This window comes from Spartobacteria bacterium UBA695, assembly GCA_002298145.1.
GTDB lineage: Bacteria > Verrucomicrobiota > Verrucomicrobiia > Chthoniobacterales > Chthoniobacteraceae > UBA695.
Map to the genome: position 1 here is coordinate 80350 of DBMP01000023.1, position 21768 is coordinate 102117.

General features: G+C 58.3%; 15 protein-coding genes. 1 reads left to right on the plus strand and 14 read right to left on the minus strand.

The features are described from left to right. The first annotated feature begins 43 nt into the window (after positions 1-43). Positions 44-1999 carry an alpha-L-rhamnosidase-related protein gene (locus B2828_RS12855; RefSeq protein WP_479634156.1) on the plus strand — a complete coding sequence of 652 codons (1956 nt, stop codon included), beginning with the start codon at positions 44-46 and terminating at the stop codon, positions 1997-1999. 85 nt (positions 2000-2084) lie between these two features. Here the strand turns inward: B2828_RS12855 and B2828_RS12860 are convergent, their stop codons facing one another. The 14 genes from B2828_RS12860 to B2828_RS12925 form a co-directional block, all read right to left on the minus strand. After that, a complete protein-coding gene (locus tag B2828_RS12860) occupies positions 2085-2846 on the minus strand; it encodes a DUF4159 domain-containing protein (RefSeq protein WP_479634157.1) in 762 nt (253 codons plus the stop codon). Between the two features lie 23 nt (positions 2847-2869). Continuing rightward, positions 2870-5176, minus strand: a complete 2307-nt coding sequence (locus tag B2828_RS12865; protein WP_479634158.1) for a hypothetical protein — start codon at positions 5174-5176, stop codon at positions 2870-2872. Next, complete coding sequence (locus tag B2828_RS12870) at positions 5173-7761, minus strand: hypothetical protein (protein ID WP_479634159.1); 2589 nt, start codon at positions 7759-7761, stop codon at positions 5173-5175. The genes B2828_RS12865 and B2828_RS12870 overlap by 4 nt, the downstream gene beginning before the upstream one ends. After that, positions 7758-9737, minus strand: coding sequence for a vWA domain-containing protein (locus B2828_RS12875; RefSeq protein ID WP_479634160.1), 1980 nt, complete (start codon positions 9735-9737; stop codon positions 7758-7760). The genes B2828_RS12870 and B2828_RS12875 overlap by 4 nt, the downstream gene beginning before the upstream one ends. A 26-nt stretch (positions 9738-9763) precedes the next feature. After that, on the minus strand, positions 9764-10657 hold the full coding sequence (locus tag B2828_RS12880) for a DUF58 domain-containing protein (protein ID WP_479634161.1): 894 nt from the start codon (positions 10655-10657) through the stop codon (positions 9764-9766). 3 nt (positions 10658-10660) lie between these two features. Beyond that, positions 10661-11674 (minus strand): AAA family ATPase, encoded by a 1014-nt coding sequence (locus B2828_RS12885; protein ID WP_479634162.1) that lies wholly within the window; start codon positions 11672-11674, stop codon positions 10661-10663. A gap of 16 nt (positions 11675-11690) precedes the next feature. Further along, positions 11691-14333, minus strand: coding sequence for a DUF3857 domain-containing protein (locus B2828_RS12890; protein ID WP_479634163.1), 2643 nt, complete (start codon positions 14331-14333; stop codon positions 11691-11693). A gap of 221 nt (positions 14334-14554) precedes the next feature. Further along, on the minus strand, positions 14555-15787 hold the full coding sequence (locus B2828_RS12895; protein ID WP_479634164.1) for a glycosyltransferase: 1233 nt from the start codon (positions 15785-15787) through the stop codon (positions 14555-14557). After that, a complete protein-coding gene (locus tag B2828_RS12900) occupies positions 15766-16953 on the minus strand; it encodes a glycosyltransferase (protein WP_479634165.1) in 1188 nt (395 codons plus the stop codon). Before B2828_RS12900 ends, B2828_RS12895 begins: the two co-directional genes overlap by 22 nt. An 88-nt stretch (positions 16954-17041) precedes the next feature. Continuing rightward, positions 17042-17677 (minus strand): class I SAM-dependent methyltransferase, encoded by a 636-nt coding sequence (locus B2828_RS12905; RefSeq protein ID WP_479634166.1) that lies wholly within the window; start codon positions 17675-17677, stop codon positions 17042-17044. 33 nt (positions 17678-17710) lie between these two features. Continuing rightward, positions 17711-18379, minus strand: coding sequence for a class I SAM-dependent methyltransferase (locus B2828_RS12910; RefSeq protein ID WP_479634167.1), 669 nt, complete (start codon positions 18377-18379; stop codon positions 17711-17713). Positions 18380-18385: 6 nt separating this feature from the next. Next, positions 18386-19252 (minus strand): hypothetical protein, encoded by an 867-nt coding sequence (locus B2828_RS12915; RefSeq protein WP_479634168.1) that lies wholly within the window; start codon positions 19250-19252, stop codon positions 18386-18388. Positions 19253-19305: 53 nt separating this feature from the next. Continuing rightward, positions 19306-20451 carry a glycosyltransferase family 4 protein gene (locus B2828_RS12920; protein WP_479634169.1) on the minus strand — a complete coding sequence of 382 codons (1146 nt, stop codon included), beginning with the start codon at positions 20449-20451 and terminating at the stop codon, positions 19306-19308. Between the two features lie 29 nt (positions 20452-20480). Next, positions 20481-21761 (minus strand): hypothetical protein, encoded by a 1281-nt coding sequence (locus B2828_RS12925; RefSeq protein WP_479634170.1) that lies wholly within the window; start codon positions 21759-21761, stop codon positions 20481-20483. Between the last annotated feature and the right edge of the window lie 7 nt (positions 21762-21768).

Genomic DNA, 21768 nt, shown 5'->3' on the forward strand with positions numbered 1-21768 from the left:
CCCTCACCACGAAAAACCTTTCCACCAGCCGCCCTGTGGGCTGATGTGCGATTTATTGGCATTTCCAGAGCGCGCGGAGATTCTCAATGAGATTCCCTCTTTCAGTTGGATGGTCAACGGCGGGAATCCAGGCGCGGCTCAAGCTGCCTACCGTATTCTGGTCTCCACGCATCCCGACCTATGGCGCGATGGCGTGGGTGATCTCTGGGACACAGGACGGGTGGAATCAGCTCAATCCGTCGCCATCCCGTATGGGGGCCTGCCGCTTAAAACCGGCGGCTCCTATTATTGGACGGTGTGCACTTGGGCGGGCCAGGCCGATGCCAGCGAGTGGGCCGAGCCCCAGCATTTTGGGTTGGGCAAGCCAGGCACGATTCCCGTGAGCTACTATCCGCAGGAGGTCCGCCCGATCATTCCGGTAAAGTGCGAATATCGCGCCTCGAACACTTGGTTCATTGACTTTGGAAAGGCCGCCTTCGGATGGCTCGAAATTGACGGCTCCACATTGAAGCATGAGCTGACTCTGGAGGTGCGGCTGGGCGAGAAGCTTTCGCAAGGGCGCATCGACACCCAGCCAGAGGGGACGATTCGCTACGCCTCGGTTTTGATCACGCTGAAGCAGGGAGGCAAAAACCAGCGCGTTGAGTTATCCCCGGATTTGCGGAACACGGGGGACGATCCCCAAATTCCCGATTGCCGCCTGGCCATTCCGTTGCCGAAGGAGCTTGGTGTCATCATGCCCTTCCGGTATGCAGAGCTGATCGGCTGCCCTGGCGATTTCCCTGCGGCGGATGGTGTTCGCATGATGCGCGTTCAGTATCCCTTCGACGAACAAGCCGCCTCGTTTTCCTCCTCGGACGAGCGACTCGACCAGGTCTGGGAACTTTGCCGGTATTCGATTTTGGCTACCTCCTTCGCAGGCTATTACGTCGATGGCGACCGGGAACGGATTCCCTACGAAGCCGACGCCTACATCAACCAACTCTGCCACTACGCGGCCGACCGCGAGTATTCCCTGGCGCGGCGGACGCATGAACACTTGCTCATTCACTCCACCTGGCCCACGGAATGGAAGCAACATTCCATCCTCATCGCATGGGCTGACTACGAGGCCACCGGCGACCTTCGCTCCCTGGCCCGGAACTACGAGCTGCTAAAGAGCCAGAAACTCCTAAATGCCTACACCCGGCCCGATGGGCTGATCGATACCGGCGCGCTTCGCGATATCGTCGATTGGCCGGTGGCCGAACGGGACAGTTATGAATTGCTGCCCGTTAACACCGTAGTGAATGCGTTCCATTACCAAACGCTCGTTTTGATGACCCGAATTGCCAGGGCGCTTGGGTTCCCCGGCGATGCCGCTGATTTCACCGCCCGGGCCGCGAAGCTAAAAGAAGCCTTCAACACCGTTTTGTTCGACTCTGAGCGGGGCTGTTACCTCGATGGCATCGGGTCCAGCCACGCCTCGCTTCACGCAAACGTGTTCCCGCTGGCATTTGACTTGGTGCCGGAGACGCAGCAAGCCGCGGTTGTCGCATGGATCAAATCGAGAGGAATGGCCTGCTCTGTCTATGTCGCGCAATACCTGCTGGAAGCGCTATTCAAAGCTGGCGAAGCGGACTATGCCGTTGAGCTCATGACTTCCGAGGGATTAAGGAGCTGGCTGAACATGCTGCAAAAAGGGGCGACGATCACCTGGGAGGCGTGGGATCAGACCTTGAAGCCGAATCAGGATTGGAATCACGCCTGGGGCACTGCGCCGGGGAATATCATCCCCCGTTATGTCTTGGGGGTGCGCCCGCTGGAGCCTGGCTATGGCAATATCGTCATCGAGCCGCAGTTGGGCTATCTGGACTTTGCCGAGGGAACGGTGCCGACGATCCGGGGGCCGGTGCATGTGCGTGCATGGAGGGATGCATCAGGCCGCGTTCAAAAAGAGGTGACCGTTCCGGCAAACGTACTCGTGGGCGTTCCGGACAAAAATCCGATCCATCTTTAAAAGAGCTGCAATCGGGGCGGGTTGGTTTCCTTGCCTCACCGGCCAAGCCTTTCACTCAGGAGGTTCCCGGAGGAACCGGATTTGGTCAAAAACCGCCCGGGGTGGGCTGGGTCATTGCGTAGAGGTAGATGTTGGTGCCCATTTGCAGCCCGGCCCGGCGCTTGGCTTCGCTGAACCAGCCGGTCCAAGCGCAGTGGGTGTCCGACGGGCTCAGTAGCGCGACGAGCCGCCCGTTGTAGGTGGCTCCGTAGAGGCCGTGCGGGATGCCTTGCATGTGGGGAAGGCCGCCGTAGATGTGGAAAAAACAGTGAAATACGGGATGGTCAAATGGCACTTTTCCAAATTTCGCCTCGGGGAGGATGGCGGGGAGTTCGGTTGCCATGCGCTGGAAGAAATAGTCGGTGTTGGAGTGGCTGCCGGTGCGCCCCTTGCCGTTAACGCAGTCCTCGGCGAATAAAAAGCCGCCGCGCAAAAAGTATTCGCGAAGGTTGGCACGGTCCTCGGAGGTGAAATCGGGCGCCAATTCGCTGTGCATGAAGAGAAACGGGTAGCGAACCATTTCGTCGAGTTTGTCGAGCCTGGCGATGTTCCAGTTGCGATCGAGGTTGACGCTGGTATGCGTGGTGATGTGCTCGATCAGGTTGAGGTCGCCGTGCGGATGGACGTTCCAGTCGTCGTCGTCGCCGTTGACGCAACGGTGATGAAGCCGGGCCCAGGGGCAAACGGGGCCCTGGGTGGCGGGCTTGAGGGCGGGATCGCCGAAAGATCGCGTGTAACCGAGGAAGGAGGCACACCCGCTGGCGGCAAGCAGTTTGAGGAAGGCTCTGCGGTCGAGGTTGTTGTTCATATCCGGGCTTGTTTTGGCGATGACTAAATGAGGTTCCAGCGGCGGCGCAGAAGCAGCTCGACGCTATAGAGCCCGAGGCAGGCGAGAAGGAGTGGCCAGCGGTTCCAGAGGAGGGTGAGGTTTTCGGAAACGACGATGCTCCGCGGGGCTTCGGCCAGGCGACGCCAGGAGGTGGGGATGCCGTTTTGGATCAGTTCGCCGCCGGTGCTTTCGGCGACGTTGCGAAGGAGGTCGAGGTCGGGCGGAATGTTGGAGGTTTCCAGGGTGGCCTGGGATTCCACAACGGCGACGGCAATGGAGGTTTCCGCGCCGGAGGAATCGAAGCCGGTTAGGGTCGCGGGGCCGGTTGCGATGGGGGTCCATTTCACCTCAAAGGTGCCGTCGGCGGCGCGGGAGACCGGGAGCGGCGCGGAGGGTTGGCTGGTGCCGCTCTGGACGGTAACGGCGGGCAGATCAGCGTTGCCTTCGAGCACGAAGCGGACGGGGCGGTTCACGGGGACTTCGACCTTCGGTTTGACGAAATGGATGGCATTGAGGGAAGGCTGCGCCAACCAGACGAGGAGCTGTTGCCAGAAGGTTTCAGCTTCCCTTGAGCCGCTCGGCAAGGAGAGCTTCCAGCGCCAGAGGGAGTCGGTGGTCAGGACGGTGGAGCGGCCTTTGCCGAACTGCTGGCTGGCCATCAGAATGGAGGGCGCACCGGTCGAAGGGTTGGTCTCCGTCGGGTGGACGGCGAGGATTCGGGCGCCCGGTTTGGCGCTTTCCACCCGGGCGTAGGAGGTAAACATGGGCTGGAGCGCGATGCCGGGTTTGCCCGGGGCGGAGAGGACGGGGGCCAAGGCGGCGGTGTCGACGATCTGGAACTTGGCCAGGCGCGGCTGGGTGTCGCGCTGCTCGGCGACGGCGGCGAAACGGGTTTCGGCTCCGTTGCCCCGGCTGGGCCCCATCATGTTCATGAAGCGCGCCTCGGCTTCGCCGTGAAGGTTGCGCGGCTCGGGGGGACAGAACCATACGGGGAGCATCTGCTCCAGGGTGGAGCCGGAGAACCGCGTGGCGAGGTGCGTATCGGACTCGATGAAGAGGACGCCGCCGCCGTCGCGAACATAGGCGAGCAGCGCTTCTTGTTGCTCGGGATCGAGCTGGGCGACGTCGGCATTGGCCACGACGATGATGTTGTATTTCCCGAGCGCGCTACGCGAGGAGGGAAGGTCGGTGAGGCCTCCCGCGTCGGTCCCGCCGGTGAGGATGCGTACCCGCGTGGAGGAATCGAAGAGGCCGGTCATGTGAAAGCTCGGGTCGCGTGCGATGGCGTCGCTGAGGAACCGAAAACCCCAGTCGAGCGTGCCTTGGTAGACGAGCAGATTGATGGATTTGCGGTCGGTCACGCGCACGAGGGCGTGGGCTTCTTTTTTTTCGCCCGGATTGCCGACGGTGAGCTGGAGATCGACCAGCCCGGGGGCCTGGGCCGTGACGGAGGTGCGCCACGGATAGCTGCCGAACCCGGCCTCGGCGTGGAGCGTGCCGCTGGCGACCACACCGGTGCCCGCATGGAGCGTGAGGGGAATGTCCCTCGCCGCCGGGGTGTAGCAATCCACGACGGCGTTGAAGGGGATTTCGGTGCGCTGCATCGTTTCCGAGGGGGCGTTGATCTCGCGGATGGCCAGGAGGGGCTTGGCCTGGAGGCGGTTGTGGCACGGGAGAAAGTAAATCGGCGTCCGCGTGGCCTGGCTGCGCTTGATGGCTTCGTCAAAGGGGGCGGAGGTGGTGTCCAGGCCGTCGGTGATGCAGACGAGGGCGGCATAATCGCCGTTGTGCCGGAGGGCGTCGGCAAGGCAAAAGTTGAGGCGGGTTTCGTCCTCGGGTTCCTTGTGCTCAAGCACGCCCTTTAGCGAGCCCGCCGAGGTGAGCTGGGTGGCGAAGCTGAAGTAATCCAGCACGCCAAACATCTCGCGGGCCGAGGGCTCGATCCGCTTCCAGGTTTGCAGCGCGTCCTGGAGCCGGGACCGCCCACGGTTGTCCTGGGCGGTCATGCTGCCGGATTGGTCGACCAGCACGGCGAGCGGCTTTTTGGGCGGCGGAGGGAGCATTTCGCGGCTGACGCGCGTGGGATTGGCCAGCATGAGCGCCAGCCCGGCGAAGACCAGGCCGCGCAGGGAGCAGAGCAGAATGCGCTGGGTAAGATTGAGTGGCGCGCGCGGTTTGCGGTAGCTGATCCAGACAGAGGCGGCTCCGAGCGCGAAGAGCAGAGCCAGCAGGCTCCAGCCGAGCACCGGGCTGCCGTGTTGAAGGAAGCCGCCGAAGCGCCATTCCAAGGTTTGAAGCGTGGTCGTCATTTCGCTTTGGAGCGGGAGAGTTGTTCGAAGTATTTGGCCACGGCTTCCCGGTAGGCGGGCGGCGCCTGGTCGGGATTGCCGGTGGCGATCGGCTGCTCGCGCTGCTGGTCGGCCAGGGTTTTGGAAATCATGGCGATGAGGGTGTCGAGCGGTTCGGCGGCGTCCCGCACGTCGGTGACGCGGTGGGTGAAGGGCCGCCGGAGGTTATCCAGCTTTGGCTGGGCCTGTGCCGCGCCACTCGCGCCGTGGTTTGAGACTTGATTGCTGGAACCCGATGCGTTGGGATCTTTGCCCTGGGTGCCGTTGCCTGGCTGCGATACGGCGAGGACCGAGGCGGTGCGCTGGGAGGTTTCCTTAAGCGTATCGAGGATCTCCTGCAGCCCGGCGGCGCGTTCGGCTTCGGTGATGCCGTGTTCGCCGGATTTGCCGCTGGCGATACGATCCAGAGTGGCTTTGGCGCGGAGGACGTCTTGCAGGGAACGCTGGAGCAGGTCCTGGCTGGAGGCCATGCGAGCTTGGGCATCCGCGAGTTTCTGGGCCAGCGCATCGACGCCGGAGCCCAGCCGGTCCGTTTGATCCGGAGGGGAGCCCGCGGAGCCCTCTTTCTTGGAATCCGGGTCAGGCTTGGGCATCGAGCCCGGGGCCGTGGCGGGAGTTGCGCTGGCGGAGGCGGTGCCGGGAGCGTTGCCGCTGGTGCCGGATTGGGCGGCGGTTTGCTGCGTTGGCGCGGCGAATTTCGAGGGGTCGGCGGTGCGAAGCTGGCTGGCGAGATCACGCAACTGGTTGGCGAAAAGCGCGGAGCCTTGTTCGCTCTGCTTCAGGGCTTCCTCGTCGAGCTTACCGGCCGCGGCGGCCAGGGCGTTCCGGGCTTTTTCGGCGGCTTGGGGGTTGCCCTTTCCTCCCGCTTGCTCCATTTCGTCGGAAATGTGATTCAACTCGCGCTGGGCTTTCTGCAAGGTCGCGAGCGCTTCCTTGCGGGCTTCCTCCAGCATTTTATTGACCGCGCTTTGGAGCCGTTCCGCCGCGCGGCTGGCAGGTTCCTTGGCCGCCGTTGGGTCTTTCGCTTCAAGCTGGGAGGCCGAGTTCCGAGCGGCTTCGGCGGCTTCGGTCAGCTCCTTGCTGACGTCCGTTTCCAGCTTACCGGAAAGGCCCCCGATACCCTCGTGGACTTCCTGTTGTTCCTTGGCCAGTTCGGCGGCGTCCGGCTTGGCCTGGTTCAGCTTGTCCGTCAGCTTCGCCTGCTTTTCGGCAAGCTGCTCCAGTTTGCCCGCGGCGGTCTCCTCGCGTTTGGGAAGCTGGAGCCGCTGACGATCCTTGAAAGGGTCCTGGGGCGGAGGGGGCGCCGCGCCTTTGCCTGACTTCAGATTGACGACCTTCATGAAGTGCTTTTGCGCTTCGGTGATGAGGGCCAGGGCGTGTTCCTGATCGGGGATCGCCTTGCCGTTTTCGGTTCCCTTGATCGTGGCGGCCGCATTGCGCATCAGCGGTTCGGCCTGGGTGAGCAGGTCGATCACTTCGGCGTCCACCTTCAAATCAATGAGCACGGGGAGCCCCTCATGGACTTTGTTTGCGAGGACGTGCTGGTCCTCCCCTACCCGCCCGTTTTCGCGTTGCCAGACGGGGTCGGTTTTGGAGAGGTCGGCGTAGGTTAGGACGGAGTTTTGCTTTACCAACTGGAGCTGGGCAAGCTTTAGCTGGATGATGAGGTTGAACGCATCTCGTGATACTCCATCTTTCTCAATAATCCGGACATCTTCGCGCAATGGGCGGATTTGGATGAACTGCACCGGCGAAACGGTGGGCGGCAGCGGCTGGGGCGCTTGGCGCATCCCTTTGAGGCTGTAGCTGACGACATCGTAGGCTTCGACATTCAGCTCATCCAGGTAGATGGAGAGATCCAGCGGGTGGCTGCCCGGTTTGAGCAGTTCTTTCTGAACGTCCGGGCTGACGGGAACGGGGGGGCGCACTTCGCCGTTGACCCGGAGCTCAAGCGCGACCTCTTTGAGACCCGAGGTGGAATCAGCCTCGGCCGTCAGCGGGATCTCCTCGACCTTCGTGCCCATGGATTCCGCTTCGGGGGCTTTCCAGCGGAATTCCGCCAGGGGCCGGTTTTCGGGGACCTCCTTCGGCGCGTTCGCCTGGGCATGGGCCAGCCCCATCAGCCAGGTTACGGAATCACAACAGAGCAGGCAGATCATCGTGAGGAAGGCCAGGCACGCGGTGCTCGCAGAAAAGACGGGGAAGCGGCGGCGCGCGGTTTCTTTCTTAAGGGCTCGCGCGGTCTCCTCCCGTTGAGCGCGGGCGAGCGGCGAGGGATTTCCGGCCAGTTCCTCGGCTGTTTCCAGCCGGTTTTTAGAGCCCAGCCGGGCATCGAGATCAGCGGCGATGGCTTTGCGTTTGGGGCGAAAGAGGAGCGCCAGAACGATTAGCGAGAGGAAGGTGATCCCGAGCGTCGGCAGCCACAGGAAGCGGGCCCAGACGCGCAGTCCAAGAGCCACGAAAATGCCACCCGAGCAGGTCCAAAGGAGGGGACGCAGTTTTTTCCGGAGGCACTCGGCGCTCAAAAATTGGAGAGGGTCGCTCATAACGCGGTACGGTTGGAAAGGGCGGTTTCGGCAACCAGCAGCACCAGCGCGGCAAAGGCGAGCCACCACCAGGCGTTGGCGTTTTTGCGGGCGTTCCCCTCGGTCTCGCGGAATTGCGCGCTTTGCGAGGCTTCCGGCGGCGGCGCAGGATCGCGGTTTTGCAGCTTCAGCCAAGGGGCGTCTTTCATCGGGGTAAGATCGGACTCCTCATCGGCGACGCTCACCGCGTAGAGGCGGGCACCGGCGACGCTGGGCTGCGGAGTGGCTTTGGCGTTGGCTTTGGCGTTCGCCGAGCCGGGGGTAAACCGGTAGAGACCGGGCTGCTGCGGAACGACGGCCCCGTTGACCTCCGTGGGTTCGCCGGGCAGGCCCGGGGTGTCCACGGCGGCCCAGGTGCCGGGTTGCGGCGGCAGCTCGACGGAATGGCCTACAACGAGGTGACTGTCATGGGTCGAGGTTTCCGCCTGCCCGAGGTAGGTCAGGATTTGGTGCACCAGCGGCACGAAGGCTGAGCTGATCGGCAGCGAGGAAGCTGTGCGGGACAAGCCGAACCCGCTGACGATCATGTGCCCGGTTTCCGCGATCGAGAGGGTCGATTTCGCCGGTTCGCTCCAGTGCGCGAGCGGGGATAGCCCTTCGCCAGAGAGGCCGTAACCGCCGGAAAACTCCGGTTCCAGCAACGGCATCAGGCTGGATTCGGCCAGGGCGGAAAAGACGGGGTGATCAATATCGAACCGCGAGAGATGCGGCTTGCCGTGGAGGGGCGAAGCAGTGATGCCGCGCGTTTTCAGCCAGGCGAGCTGTTCGAGCGAACCGTCGAAGGCCACCCAGGCCGCGCCTCCGGCGTTGAGGAATGCGTTGAGCCGGTTGAGCAGCGGGGGCCGAAGCACTTCGTTGCCACGCACAACCGCAACGGCGTCGAGGGGCCAGGGGGCGTCCGCCGGAGCCTGGATTTTCAGGGCTTGCAGGCCTTTCTGCTCGGTCGCGGCGATGGCTTTGCTGAGGAAATCCGGCTCCGGCGCGGAAGGCAGGATGACACTGAGCGCCGACTCAGAGCGGGTGGCGGCCCACGCGATGTCGTCGGCGGGGCAATCATCCGCATCAAGGGCCACGCGCACCCAGTCTGCCATGCCCGGCTCCAGCGGCAGGGAAATGGATGCCGGGGTCTTCGCATCGAGATCGACGCTCACGGGGGCGGAGGTTTTGCCATTGACCGTCAGCGTTATTTGACGCCGATCGCGCGCGGGCGAGAAGAGCCGGATCTGCACTTCGATGGAAGCCGGGTGGCTGATGACCCGCGTGATCGCGGCCTGGCGGGCGGGGGCCGGTCGGGCCGGGGGGAACATCACGTTAATCCCGGGCGGGAGCGGCTTGGAAAAATCGACATCGCGCCAGCTCCCCGCCTGCTCATCGCCCATCCAGACCACTGTTTTGACCAGCGCCGAAGTGTGCGCGAGCGTCTCGGCGGCCAGGGTCAGCGAGGGGCCGTAACGGACGGATTCGTAGCCCGGCTGGAGGTTGCGCAACGCGGCCAGCACTTCGCTCATGTTTTCGCTCAACGGCACGGCCCAGGTGGGGGTCGGCCCCATGAGGAGCAGCCCCGCGCGGTCCCCCGGCCCGAGCGTGCCGATGGTTTGCTCGGCCCACTTCCGGAGTTCCTCCCAGCGCCCCTTCGTCTGCATACTGAAGGAGTTATCCACGGCAATGATGACCGCGCGCGCGAACGGGTCGGGCGGGCTGGCTTTGAAGGGGCGGGCAAAGGCGGCGGCAAACGCGAGGATCAACGCGCACCGGGCGGCGAGCACCAGCCAGCGCAGGATGCGATGCTGGCGGCGGTGTTCGAGCACGCTGGGGAGCACGAAGCGCAGCGTGGGAAAGGGTCGCATTTCGCGCGGTTTTTTCCGCAGGAAATGGAGCAGGATGGGCAGGCCGATGAGCAGGCCGATGGCCAGGAACTGGGGGTGGAGCCAATGCATTGAGCTAAAATTGGGGGGGAAACGCGTCAGAGCTTTTGTTCGCGGTGGGCAAGGTAGGCCGAGAGCGCTTCGAGCGGAGAGCGGTCGGTTCGCAGCGCGATGAAGTCGCCGCCCCGGTGCCCCACGGCGTCCGCGAGGTCCCGCTGGAACTGCCCGAAGCGCCTTAGGTAGCTCTCCCGCATTTCGTGGCTGCTGGTTTGCATCCGCTGCTGAGTTTCCACGTCGACGAGGATGCCGTGAATGTCGTTGAACTCGATTTCGATCGGGTCGAGGACTTGCAGCGCGATCAGGTCGTGGCCATCGTAGCGGAGCCGTCCGAAGGCGGTTTCGAGAGCCGGGAGGTCGTCGTAAAAATCGCTCGCGATGATGACGATGGAGCGCTTGGGCAGCAGTTCGGCCAGGGCGAGCAGACTCGCGGCGATCCGCGTCTTGCGGTAGCGGGGGGGAGCTTCAAGCCGCGCGAAAACGGCTTTCAAATGGCCGTTGCGGGAGCGCGCGGGCAGGAAGTGCTCCATTTCGTCGCCAAGGTGAGCGACTCCAAAGGAATCGCCCTGCCGCGAGGCGAGGAAGGCGAGCGCGGCGAGCGTGGTTTTGGAGTATTCCAGCTTGGTAAAGGCGTTCTGGCCGCTGGCGTACTTCATCGAGGCGCTGCTGTCCATGAAGAGAAAGACGCGCAGTTGCGTCTCCTCCTCGAAAACTTTGACGCAAAGCCGGTCCGAGCGCCCGTAGAAACGCCAGTCCACCCGGCGGGGTTCGTCGCCGGACTGGTAGGCGCGGTATTCGGTAAACTCGACGCTATTGCCCTTCATCGGGCTCCGGTGGAAGCCGGAGAGAAAGCCTTGGACCAGATACTTGGCTCGAAGGGGGATGTTGGGCAGTTGCGCCAGCAGCGCGAGGTCAATGGGGGCGTTGGCAGGCATCGGTTATGACTGGCCAAGCAGCCCCTCGATGATCTGGTCGGGCGTCACGCTGTCGGCTTCCGCGCGGTAATTAGTAATGACGCGGTGCCGCAGCACCAGTTTCGCGCACGCGGCGATGTCCTCGCGGGCGACGTTGTAGCGTCCGTCGAGGACGGCCAGCACCTTGCCGCCAAGCGCCAGGTATTGAGAGGCGCGCGGACCGGCCCCCCACTGGACGTATTGCTGCACTTCCTTCGAAGCCATGGGCGAGGAGGGGCGCGTGGAGTGAACCAGGGTGACGGCGTATTGCGCGACGCTTTGCGGAACGGGGATTTTGCTGACGGCGTGCTGCAAGGCCACGATCTGTTCGCCGCTGAGCGTTTTGTTAAGCGGCTCGCTTTCGTCTCCAGTAGTACGCAGGAGGATATCGATTTCCTCCTCAATGGAGGGATAGTCGATTTTGAGGTTGAACATGAAGCGGTCGAGCTGGGCTTCGGGAAGCGGGTAGGTACCCTCCTGCTCGATGGGGTTCTGGGTCGCCAGGACAAAGAAGGGGGACTGAAGCGGGTAGGTCTTGCCCGCCACGGTGACGCACCTCTCCTGCATGGCCTCCAGCAGGGCCGCCTGGGTCTTGGGCGGGGTGCGGTTGATTTCATCGGCCAGGAGGAGCTGGGTGAAGAGCGGCCCTTTGACGAAGCGGAATGAGCGTTTCCCCTCGCCGGTTTCCTCGATGATTTCAGAGCCGGTGATGTCGCCGGGCATCAGGTCGGGGGTGAACTGAATGCGGCGGAAGTCGAGGGCGAGGATTTCGGCGAGGCTCTTGACCAGGAGGGTCTTGGCAAGGCCGGGAACGCCCACCATGAGGCAATGTCCCCGCGCCAGGATGGCGACGAACAGGTCGCGGATGACTTCCTGCTGGCCGACGATGCGGCGGGAAAGCTCTTCGGCGACTTGTTGGTAGATGCAGCCGACCTGTTTGAGCAGCTCGATATCGGCTTCGCTGGTTTGGGTGGAGATGGGAATTTGCTGGGAGGACATAATGGAGTAGGGAAAGCTATGGGGCCTGCGGGGGAACCGTCGGAGGGACGGGGCTCAAGGCGTCGAGCCAGAGCCGGAGCATTTCGCGCACGGCGGGGTAATCCGCGGCTTCGACTTTCGGCGCGCCGATTTCGCAGGAAGCGGTTCGCAGAAGGGTCTTGGGGCCATGGGGGGTATCACGATAGCCGTATTCGATGCGGCAGCGCCACCCGGCGGCTTCGCGTTGGAAGCTGGGGGGAAGCGGCGAAGCGACCGAGCCTTTTTCCATGGGGAAGCTGATGAGCTGCTCATACTTCAGCGGCTGGCCGTCGTTGGCGCATAGGGGGCGGTTGCGTTCGGGGAGCAAAACCAGGGAGCGAAAGTCGAACGAGGGCTCGGGGGTAGCGCCGGGAGGGAGCCCCCGGTGGAAATCGGCATCGACGCGAACGGGTTCGGCCAGGTTGGTCAGATCGGTCAGGTTGACGTTCTCGAAATCGGCCGTGGCGTTCATCGCGGTCAACATCGCCCGCAGGGAATAGGCCCGTTGCAACGGCGTGGCAGACCGGAGCTGCTTGCGGATGCCGTCGTCAGCCAGCCCGGTGCGCATGCCGGAAAAATGCCCGGAGCCCGGTTTGCCCTCGAAGCGCCATTCATCCCGGATCAGCGTGGTGCCGGAGGTCTGGACGGTCTGAAAGTGGAGCTTCGCTTTTTCAAATACGAGCGCCGAGAGCCCCTCGTCGCCGGGCGGCAGGGAGCCGTAGGGGGTGGTGGTGTCCGTGGTGTCGAGCCAGAGATCGCTGGGCTGACCTTCGCCGGGGGCCGCCGGGACGTAGGCGATGGCGTGGTTGAACTGCCAGCCGGGGAAAGCGGGATCGGTGGACGACATCCGATTGACCAGCGCGAACCCGGCGGGGATGTCCATTCCTCGCAGCAGCGCGCCGAGCAGGTTGGCCTTGTCCTTGCAGTCGCCGTAACGTTTCGTGAGGACCTGCTCCGGGGTGCGGGGACGAAGCCCGGCGATGCCGCATTCGACGGCGACATACCGCAGCGCGGCAACATACTCGAATGCCCCCTTAATCCGGGCCTCGCGGGTTTGGGCACCGCGCTTCAATTCATCCGCCTTGGCCTGGACCGCCGGGGTGATTTCGTCCGAGCCCTTGGTGATGCGGCGATACCATGCCCCAAAATCATCCCACGAACCGAACGAACTGATGCCCAGCCAGGCGGAAGCGTCGTGTTCGGGCGGATCGAACGGCAAGGGCTCATAAGCCGGGATGTTGCCGAGCTTCCAGCATAGCACTTTGGATTGTTCGGTCTCGGTCTCCTGCGGTTGGGCCACGAGGTTTTTGAGGTGGTAGTGGTAAGACTCGGTCTTGGGGAGTTTAAGGGTCAGCTCTGTTTCGCACGCGGGGATCGCGGCCTGGAGCGGAATTTCGCGGTAAAACTGGGGCAGCGAAAAGTCGGGCAGCGAGGTGCTTTTCCAGGCGACTTCCACAAGGCTGCCGGGGACGGCCTGCGGGAATTCGAAGTGAATGGTCGAGCCCAGCGGCAGTTCCTTGACGGTGGTATCGACCTCCAGTTTGTCGATATTGAGGACTACCGAAGAGCCATCGGGCAAAATCATCCGGGCGCTTTGGATCGTCGTTTGGAAGGCCGGGGGAACGTGCCGGAAGCTGCGCGAAGCCCATTGATGCAGCGATTCCGGCTTGGCGAGAAAGACAGCCTGCTTGCTTTCCTCCGTCACGGAGCGGCCCGCGTTGACCGTCAGCGCCATTTCCTGCTGCGTGATGACGGCTTGGTAATCCGCGAACGCGTGAGCCCGTTGTTGCGCCTCGGCGATGAGGGCCTTGGTTTCCGCGCTCGGAGGGAGGGTCTGAAAAAGCTCGCCCTTCTTCAGGTCGGGGATTTCGATATTCTTCGGGTCCATCGCCGAAGCCGGGGCGCCGGGAGCTGGCGGAGGATTGTTCGCGGCCAGCTGCGCCTCGCCTTTGACGCCGAAGGGGGCCGCCAGAATTTCGCCCGAAACCGGGTCTAGAAAGCGCGCATGTTCAAGGACAGCCAGGCTTGCCTGGGTATACTCCTTATCCGTCAACTGGGAGGCCAGCGCGGCGATTTGGGCAAAGGAGGCCTTGGGATAACGCTCAAGGGCCTCCACCCATTTTTCAGGAAACCGCGGGGTATTGACCTCCCCTTCCTCGCTCGTGGCCGCGATGGCAGCGGTGCCAGGGGCTTTCAAATACGGAAGAAATCCGCCGCTTTCGGAGGTGCCGATGAGGACCGATTTTGCGCCGGAAATTTTTTGCAGAGCATCCCGCAACCGGCTTGCCGCCAGGCGCGGGCCTTTGACCTGGAACGCCGGCTCCCGGTCCCGGCCCCGTCCCCCGTGGCCCAGGAGAACCACCCAGCATTCGTCAGCCTCCTCGGTCTGCTTGGACGCCGCATCCAATGCGCCAAGGATAGCGGCTTCGGTGACTTTTTGATCGAGAACAGTCACTTTCTCGATACCCCGGGCTTTTAGGGCAGCGCTGGTGCGCGCTGCGAGAGAAGAGAAGTGCTGGGCGTCGGATTCATTCGCACTGTTACCCGCGATGACGAGCCCCACCGAGTCCGCCATGGCCGGAGAGCCCAGGAGCCCACAGGTGAACCCAAGCGCCGCCAAACACGAGGACATCAGCTTCATTGCGGCTGCCCTTTTTAGGGGAACCAGGGGTATTTGCAAGTATCTTTGGCTCCTCGCGCGCTGGACACCCCGCAATCAGGGTTTCCCTGATGCGCCGCCTCCTTCCCTCCAAAGGCCCGGCCGAAATGCAACTTAGTAGTACAAACAAAGCTCGTCTGATCGGCCGGTTTTTTTAATTCCCTGACATTCCAGACGGCTTGCGCTCAAGTCAGCTGACTGATTCACCGAAAGTTTACACACGCGGGTTTTGCACCGCCGCCAAGGAGCCACTGGTAAACCTCATGCATCTGCCCAGCAACCTTAGGCCAACTAAATTGCTCAGAAACCAGTTTTCTTCCGCGCGCCCCCATGCCTTCACGTTCGTCGCGGGTCATATCGAAGAGTTGCCTCAAACCAGCCGCAATCCGGCCGGCATTTATTTCAATGGGGAGGGCTGCTTGGGTATGAAATCCTTCCGGGAGATTGCATGCCCGAGTCATCAAAACAGGCTTACCATACGACCACGCCTCCAAGATAACCATTGGCAAGCCTTCGCTGTAGGACGGCAGTATAAATGCGTCACTATGAAAATAAGCACTCGCCTTTGCATTTCCAAACCGCGGCCCCAAAAAGCAAACAGAACACGCATCCGTTATCGTCGAATTTTTGTCCTGCCACCGGATTCCCAGTTCACTAGCTAAGTGCTTCAATTCGGTTTCATAGCCAGACTGCTCCCATCCAGCAATCGCAAGCACCCAATCACGGATTGCCTGCTCCTTCCCGTGCTGAAGTATGGCCCAAGCGCAAAGCAAATGAGCGAGTCCTTTTTTCGGATGTAGTCGCCCAAGGTAAAGAAGGACCTTGCGTCCCGGAGCAAGCAATTCACTGCGTTCTCCAACCTCAGCCGTGCTCCTGATCATCGGCAGATCAATCCCGTTGGGCACTGTACAAACTGGGTTTTTCAAGCCGTATGCCCGAATGGCATTCTCCTCAGATGAGCAAAGCGCGCGCAAACACGCGGCCTTCTTCAAACGAGTATCCTCGAATAACCACGCTGCCAATCGCTTCTTCGCTCTTGAATTCCTAACAGCCCACGGATCCAACATCCCGTGAGGAGCTACGATGATCGGTTTTCCCGTGCGGGCCATCCAATGAAGCGCACCGATCGAAGGATATCTCCAAAGCCCAACACCGTAAGCCAAATCGGCATCCGATTTAAATAAAGCTTCGGAAAAACCTGGAGCAAATCCAAAAGCTTGCGGTCCACGCACGGCACATGCAACAGGGTTCAATGGATGCCATAGTTCCCGATCTATTTCTGTGTGCAAGTCGCGAAGGCCAACCACGTTAACATCCACAGACAAGCACATGTGGAGGGTCTGCTGAAGTCTCCTTTCGGCTTCAAAAATTCCGCCATTAGCACGCGAAACCGAATCCATAATGCACAAGGTCTTCATCGCCGCAGCAAGCTCCAAAGTAATACCTTATCAAACCACGCCATTGGCGGAACCGGATGCGACTGTGCGACCTTTACCGCCTGTGATAACCCTTCAGCAAACGTTTGTGGCGACCACCGTGTAATCTTTTGATAGCTGCATTGCCCCATGACCTTCGCATTACACTCCTTTGACGTCACCCGCGCCATCAGATGAGCGAGTTCACTAGTGTCAAAGGGATCAAAACAAAAGCCATTTTCTCCATCCGTAACCAAGTCGGCCGCGCAACCGCAACGATTAGAAACCAGGACAGGCAATCCGGCCGCCATCGCCTCGTTCACAACTAACCCCCATTGTTCAACCGTGCTGGCATGGATAAACGCACCAGCCATACCGTAATAAGCAGGAAGTTCGTCGTAGCCCTTAAATCCGGGCATTTGAACATACCCTGAAAGGGAAAGCTCTCCGACCAAATGTTCAAGTTCCATTCGCTGCGGGCCATCCCCCAGCAGAACCAAATTCCACGGTTCACCGTTTTGCGCCAAAACCGCCTTTCGATATAGCGCATACGCATGCAGTAGCCTTGCGTGGTTTTTGCGCTTTATAAATCGGCTTGAAGCAAGGAAATAAGCTCTCGCCGGGCAATGTTGTACCCATGCCTCCTGTCTTCTACGAATTTCCGCCGCGCCAGTCGCAAAATGATCGTTATCAACCACATCGTAGCCGGAAAAAATCCTATCAGCGGAAACTTCAAGCATTTTCAAATAGTCAACATGAGAACGCCCTCCCGCTAGGCCAGACGAAAAACGCCGAATAAGTCGGCGCTTGATCCATTCCTTCCACGGTTTTCTTACGTCATCGATAAACTGACTTTCTGTAGCGACAATGCCAATCTTTCCTGTCTCTTGTAACCAGCGAATGGAGGCCAATGCAAATATATCGGACCAGCCCTGAACCAACAGTAGATCAGGATCAACTTCATCCAAAACGTTATTAATTGTCACACAGGCTTCGGCTTTGGGAATATCCGCATAATATCTGCCTTTAAAAAGCGTGATCAACCGATACGCAGCATCAGAAAAAGCGGGCTTTTTGAATTCCTTAAACCCACTAGTGTCACACATTTCAATAACAACAACGTCTGCAATACCTAGCCTGGCGAACGCGTTAATACGAGCATGATGATAATAGCTCAGGTCGGGCACAACCCAGACTAGCCTTTGTTGCGGTTTCTTTAACATTGGAAGTCTACTCCCCACTGGAGGCGGATTCGGAACATGCCCAGGGAATACATTACTCGGAGATTCTGGAGTGGCAAATTAAGCTAATGTTCCAAATCGGCATTCTCTTTGACCGGACACCATCCCATCGAATCGGTTTAAATCCCTCCGAATACAGCAGATCCTTCACGGTTTTCTTTGACCAAAATTTAACATGCCCTCCCTGCCAAAGTGGAGCAAAATGGTGATCCCAACGACCACAAAGACTAATTGCTAAGTTGCGAATATACGAACCGTAATCGGGCGTTGAAAGAATCAAGACTCCGTTCGGGCTCAGATGTTTTTTTGCAAATTGAATCAGAATATGAGGCAAATAGAGATGCTCTATTACTTCTGTGCTGACAATAACATCGAAGAGCCCAAGCGATGGCGTAATTTTTTCAACTGCATCGTATATTGAGATCCCCTTAAATGTCGCTCCAGGATATTGCTTGGTTGCGAATTCTATGGTCTCCAGAGTGGGGTCGCATCCGACAGTTTCAACCCCGGCCTGAACCAGGCTACCACACAAGGCGCCGGTACCACAGCCGATATCAAGAACACGTTTCGGTTTATATGAAAGGACATCGCGCTCAACCTTCTTTAGAATCCGCGCTGAAAAATTATTCGGCTCTTGTTTTTCAACTTGATATACATGCAGAGTATTCATGATAAGTGCCCATTCATCCCGGCTATCTTTCGACTATTCGCCAACGAGCGGTTTGTGAAACATTACTCCCATACACTTCGAGAAAGCATTGCCAGGAATGGGAATTCGCCATCCCAGGCCAGGAAGGTTATCCTCGTTTGAAAAATACCACGAGATAAACTCAAGGCCATTCTCGGCGAGCAAGTGCCTAAAATCGTGGCGCAAAAGTGCGGTGATATGATGGGGATAGTTTTTGCCTAAAAAGCAACGATGCTGCCCAAGAAATAAAAACGCAATTTTACTCAGAACGGAATGCTGGTTTGGCGTAGATATAAAGCCATACCCCCCTGGCTTTATGCACCTCGCAGACTCACGCAGGAAGTGGCGAGGGTTCTCGACATGTTCAATACATTCCAGCGAGAACATAAAGTCGATTGACGAATCGGAAACCGGCCAACGTTCGTTCAAGTCGGCACCCAATATTTCCACATTATTGCCAATAGCCGCCAGAGGGGGCGAGAAATCAACAAACACCACATTTTTGCATTGTGGGGCCAACAGGCGAGCCAAGTCCCCTCGCCCACCACCAATATCCGCAACCGTCATCTCAGCCCGTTCCCCATCAACGTTTTGCCACGCCGAGATGGCCATGCGCTTGATATAGTCTGGAGACGTTCCCTTGTCTTGAACTCCAACTTTCATAATATTTAATTCATCTTCCATTTGCAGTCATTCCTTTCCCACGAGCTGCCATCTCTCTTGAAAATAGCGCACTCCCTGGGCGTAAAATTGATCTCTCATCGTAGCGACATAATGCGTGCAGATCACGTTATCCGGCGCCTTAGCGTCTCCCATGTGAACCTGATATGCCGACGGCAAAAACCGGTATCCGTAACGTGAACTCAAGAGAGCATATAGGGACTGCTCCAAAATATGTCGCCAACGAAACAATGCCCCGGTTTCGGACAGAGCTCTCTCCATCAAGGACAAGTCTATGCTTTCTTTGTTGATAATGGACACCCCCGAATTGCAGTCCTTCATGACCTCACGATGAATGAGGGCTTCTGCCTCCGTCGGTGTAAACAAGGATAACACCCCAGCTTGGCGGCAAAAATAATTGGGCTGATTTTGCGGTTCCGAAAGCGCGTCGACAATTTCACAGGGATTGGAAAAAAACAGAATATCGGAATCCATAACTAAATACCGTCCCGAAGGAACCATAAAATACGGATCAAATAGTTTTCTTGCAAAAATGAATTCATTCCGCAACGCGCGGCATTTCGGATATCCCTCTAGTCCAGCCATCGTGGCAATAGTCATATCGCCGGACTCCAAAATATGCGCGCCATGTAGATGATCCTTAAGCAGCCCGCGACTGGATGCATCCAATGTTCCGTCATCAGCGATCCAAATATCCCATTTTCTATGACTGCTCCAGATCAAGCTTTTTAGCGCCCAGAGGGCCATCAACATATCTCTGCGCCCGGTTAGCAGCCAGACTTTCAGCGGTGAATCGGGATCACAGGCTTGCGGAGATGTCGCCAATATGACATTCGGCCGATACCGACTGATGGCCATTTTTGTGCGATGTTTCACACCCATCATGAATAGACGGTTTCGCACCCTAGCAGAAATTGCATTTAGGATTGTCAATGTATTACTTCTTTTGGAATGCCACGCGAGCAAGTATTACCAGCCTCCATGCACAATAATTTTTTATAGGCATTTCCAATTTTTTCCGGACTAGATAGCATCGCAATCCGAGCGCGTCCCTGAGCGCCCACGTTATTCGCCAAAGTCGGATCGACAATCAAGGTGCACAGACGATCAGCCAACCTTTCCGCATCATGCTCGTGTAGTAGAAAGCCCTGATTGTTATTAAGGACAATTTCACTCAACCCGCCATGAATAATTGAGGCAACTACCGGCACACCATAAGACATCGCCTCCTGAGGTGTAACAGGTAACGCATCCCAATCTGAATTGAATAATACCGCATTGACGCTTTGATAGAATGTTTTCATCTCCTTGATCCATCCTAGCCAAAATATCTTTTCCTGAATTCCAAGATCGGCTGCGAGCGCCATCAGCCTCCGTTTTTCCGGGCCATCCCCTGCAATAACAAAGCGAACTATCGGCAAACTCGCAGATACCTTTGCAGCGACTCTCAAAAAAACATCCCAGCGCTTTCTCTTAATTAGCCATCCAGCGTTCCCAACAAGAGGCACATCAAGCCCTGGCAGCCCCAGAATCCTACGGGCGCTCTGCCGCTCCGTTTCCGTAGTAACCGCAGGAATCTCCATCGGGTAACGAATCACATGAGACACCTCGCCAAGTTGCGGGTAGATCTCTTCAGCTTCCCGTCGAACAAACTCTGACGGAAAAACAATCGCTCGAAACCGTTTGCAAGCATCCGCATAGATAATGCGCCACTGCCAGATTGGTTTTACCCCCCTGTGGTGAAAATGAATGGCGAGAACCCTCCGACCTTTACAAACATTACCTAACGCCAACTGAGCCATCAGATTATGTCCTGTCATGAGTAACGCGTCAGGAGCACTCGCCTGTATCCGTTTCCTAAGCAGCATCCAATTACGCAATTTCCCATTTCCACCGTAATCAAGTCCTTCCGAAGAAATACCCGCAGTATCTAACGCCCCCCTCAATGCACCAAGTGGGTTTAAAGACAAAAGGTTAACGCGATGCCCGCCCTGAACAAATCCTTTCATCAACCGCAGCGAAGCCTGCTCCATCCCTCCCAGGTTTGTACACTGAATTATATTAAGAAGATTCATTCTAGCAGATATGTATAAAGCCTCAACTGTTAAGTGGTGCCATAGATCAATTCGTCCCGGTTCACCCAAAGGAGCAATGCACACGGCCAAAACGACATCCCAAGCCAAGCAAAGATTCCAGGCAAGTCACCGCCCCTCATCAATGGCACAATAGATGCGCAGAGCAATGCTCTAACCAATACGCCAGAAAACGGATGAATACGGGTTGACCAAACCACAAGCTTTGCGATTCCTAGTCCATATATTATCGAAAATATAACAATCCCGAATATTCCTCCCTCTTGATAAAATGAACCAAAGAGCGAAGGAGAAATACCCAAACAGAATCCATCATCTTTCGTGATCAACCCGAGTTTGTTCATATAGGAACCCACAGGTTTCTCCGGCCAAAATGCCCGTGGGATCGGGCGCAATAGAATATCAAAATGCTCCTTCCCATAACTCCAATTCAGTCTCGCTGGGTAAATCTGCTGCAGCATCACAAAACCGTCGAGCATATTCGCATCTTCACCCGATATCGCTCGTTGCCACGCTACCTGTTGCAAATCATTCTCCTGATCCCCCTGATTGCGCAGGGCCCCAGCTACTACGAAAACACCTAATAGCCCTACGAAAACGCCCCCAAGAATCAACAAACGCCGCCGTGGAGAATAACCCAATGACACAACAATTCCCCCCGCCATCAACCAACCAAGAAACATAAAACGCCCAGTAATGTTGAACGTGTTTTGAGCCAGGACAGCCAAAGCTAATGCAGCCATTACTTTTTGTCCTGTTTGTTTAAACGCTCCGAATTTCCATAGTAAGATCAGAAGGCACCCCACGCCCACCAACATCATGGGAAGAAGCACCAGATATTTGCTAACTTCAAATCCCATACTTTTGCCAGCCTGCACTTGTTCGATTACCGACATGCGAGAGAAATATACAACGGGGATAGCAAGGAATATGACGACAAATAGCTTATGTTGTATCCACAATTCGAACTTCTGAGGCAAATCGAAGCGGAAAATTCTAATCGGCTTATCTTGCCAGTACATGTACGTACCTATTAATACTCCATGCCCCAGAATAATTAACTTAAGCGCTCCAAGAGCCGAGTCCGCCTCAATTACGGAAAACCCAAGGTTATTTATGACGACCCATCCCGACAAATTCTGCTGCACCGCCCAATAGCGGTAAGTGGCTATGTAGAATAGAAATGCCGAAATCAGCAAAGGAATTTCATCGTTTCGCCTCAAGAACCAAAAGATTCCCAGAAGGCAGAACAGAATATGAATACACGCAAAGATCGAGAATTCCGTATTCACGCAAAAG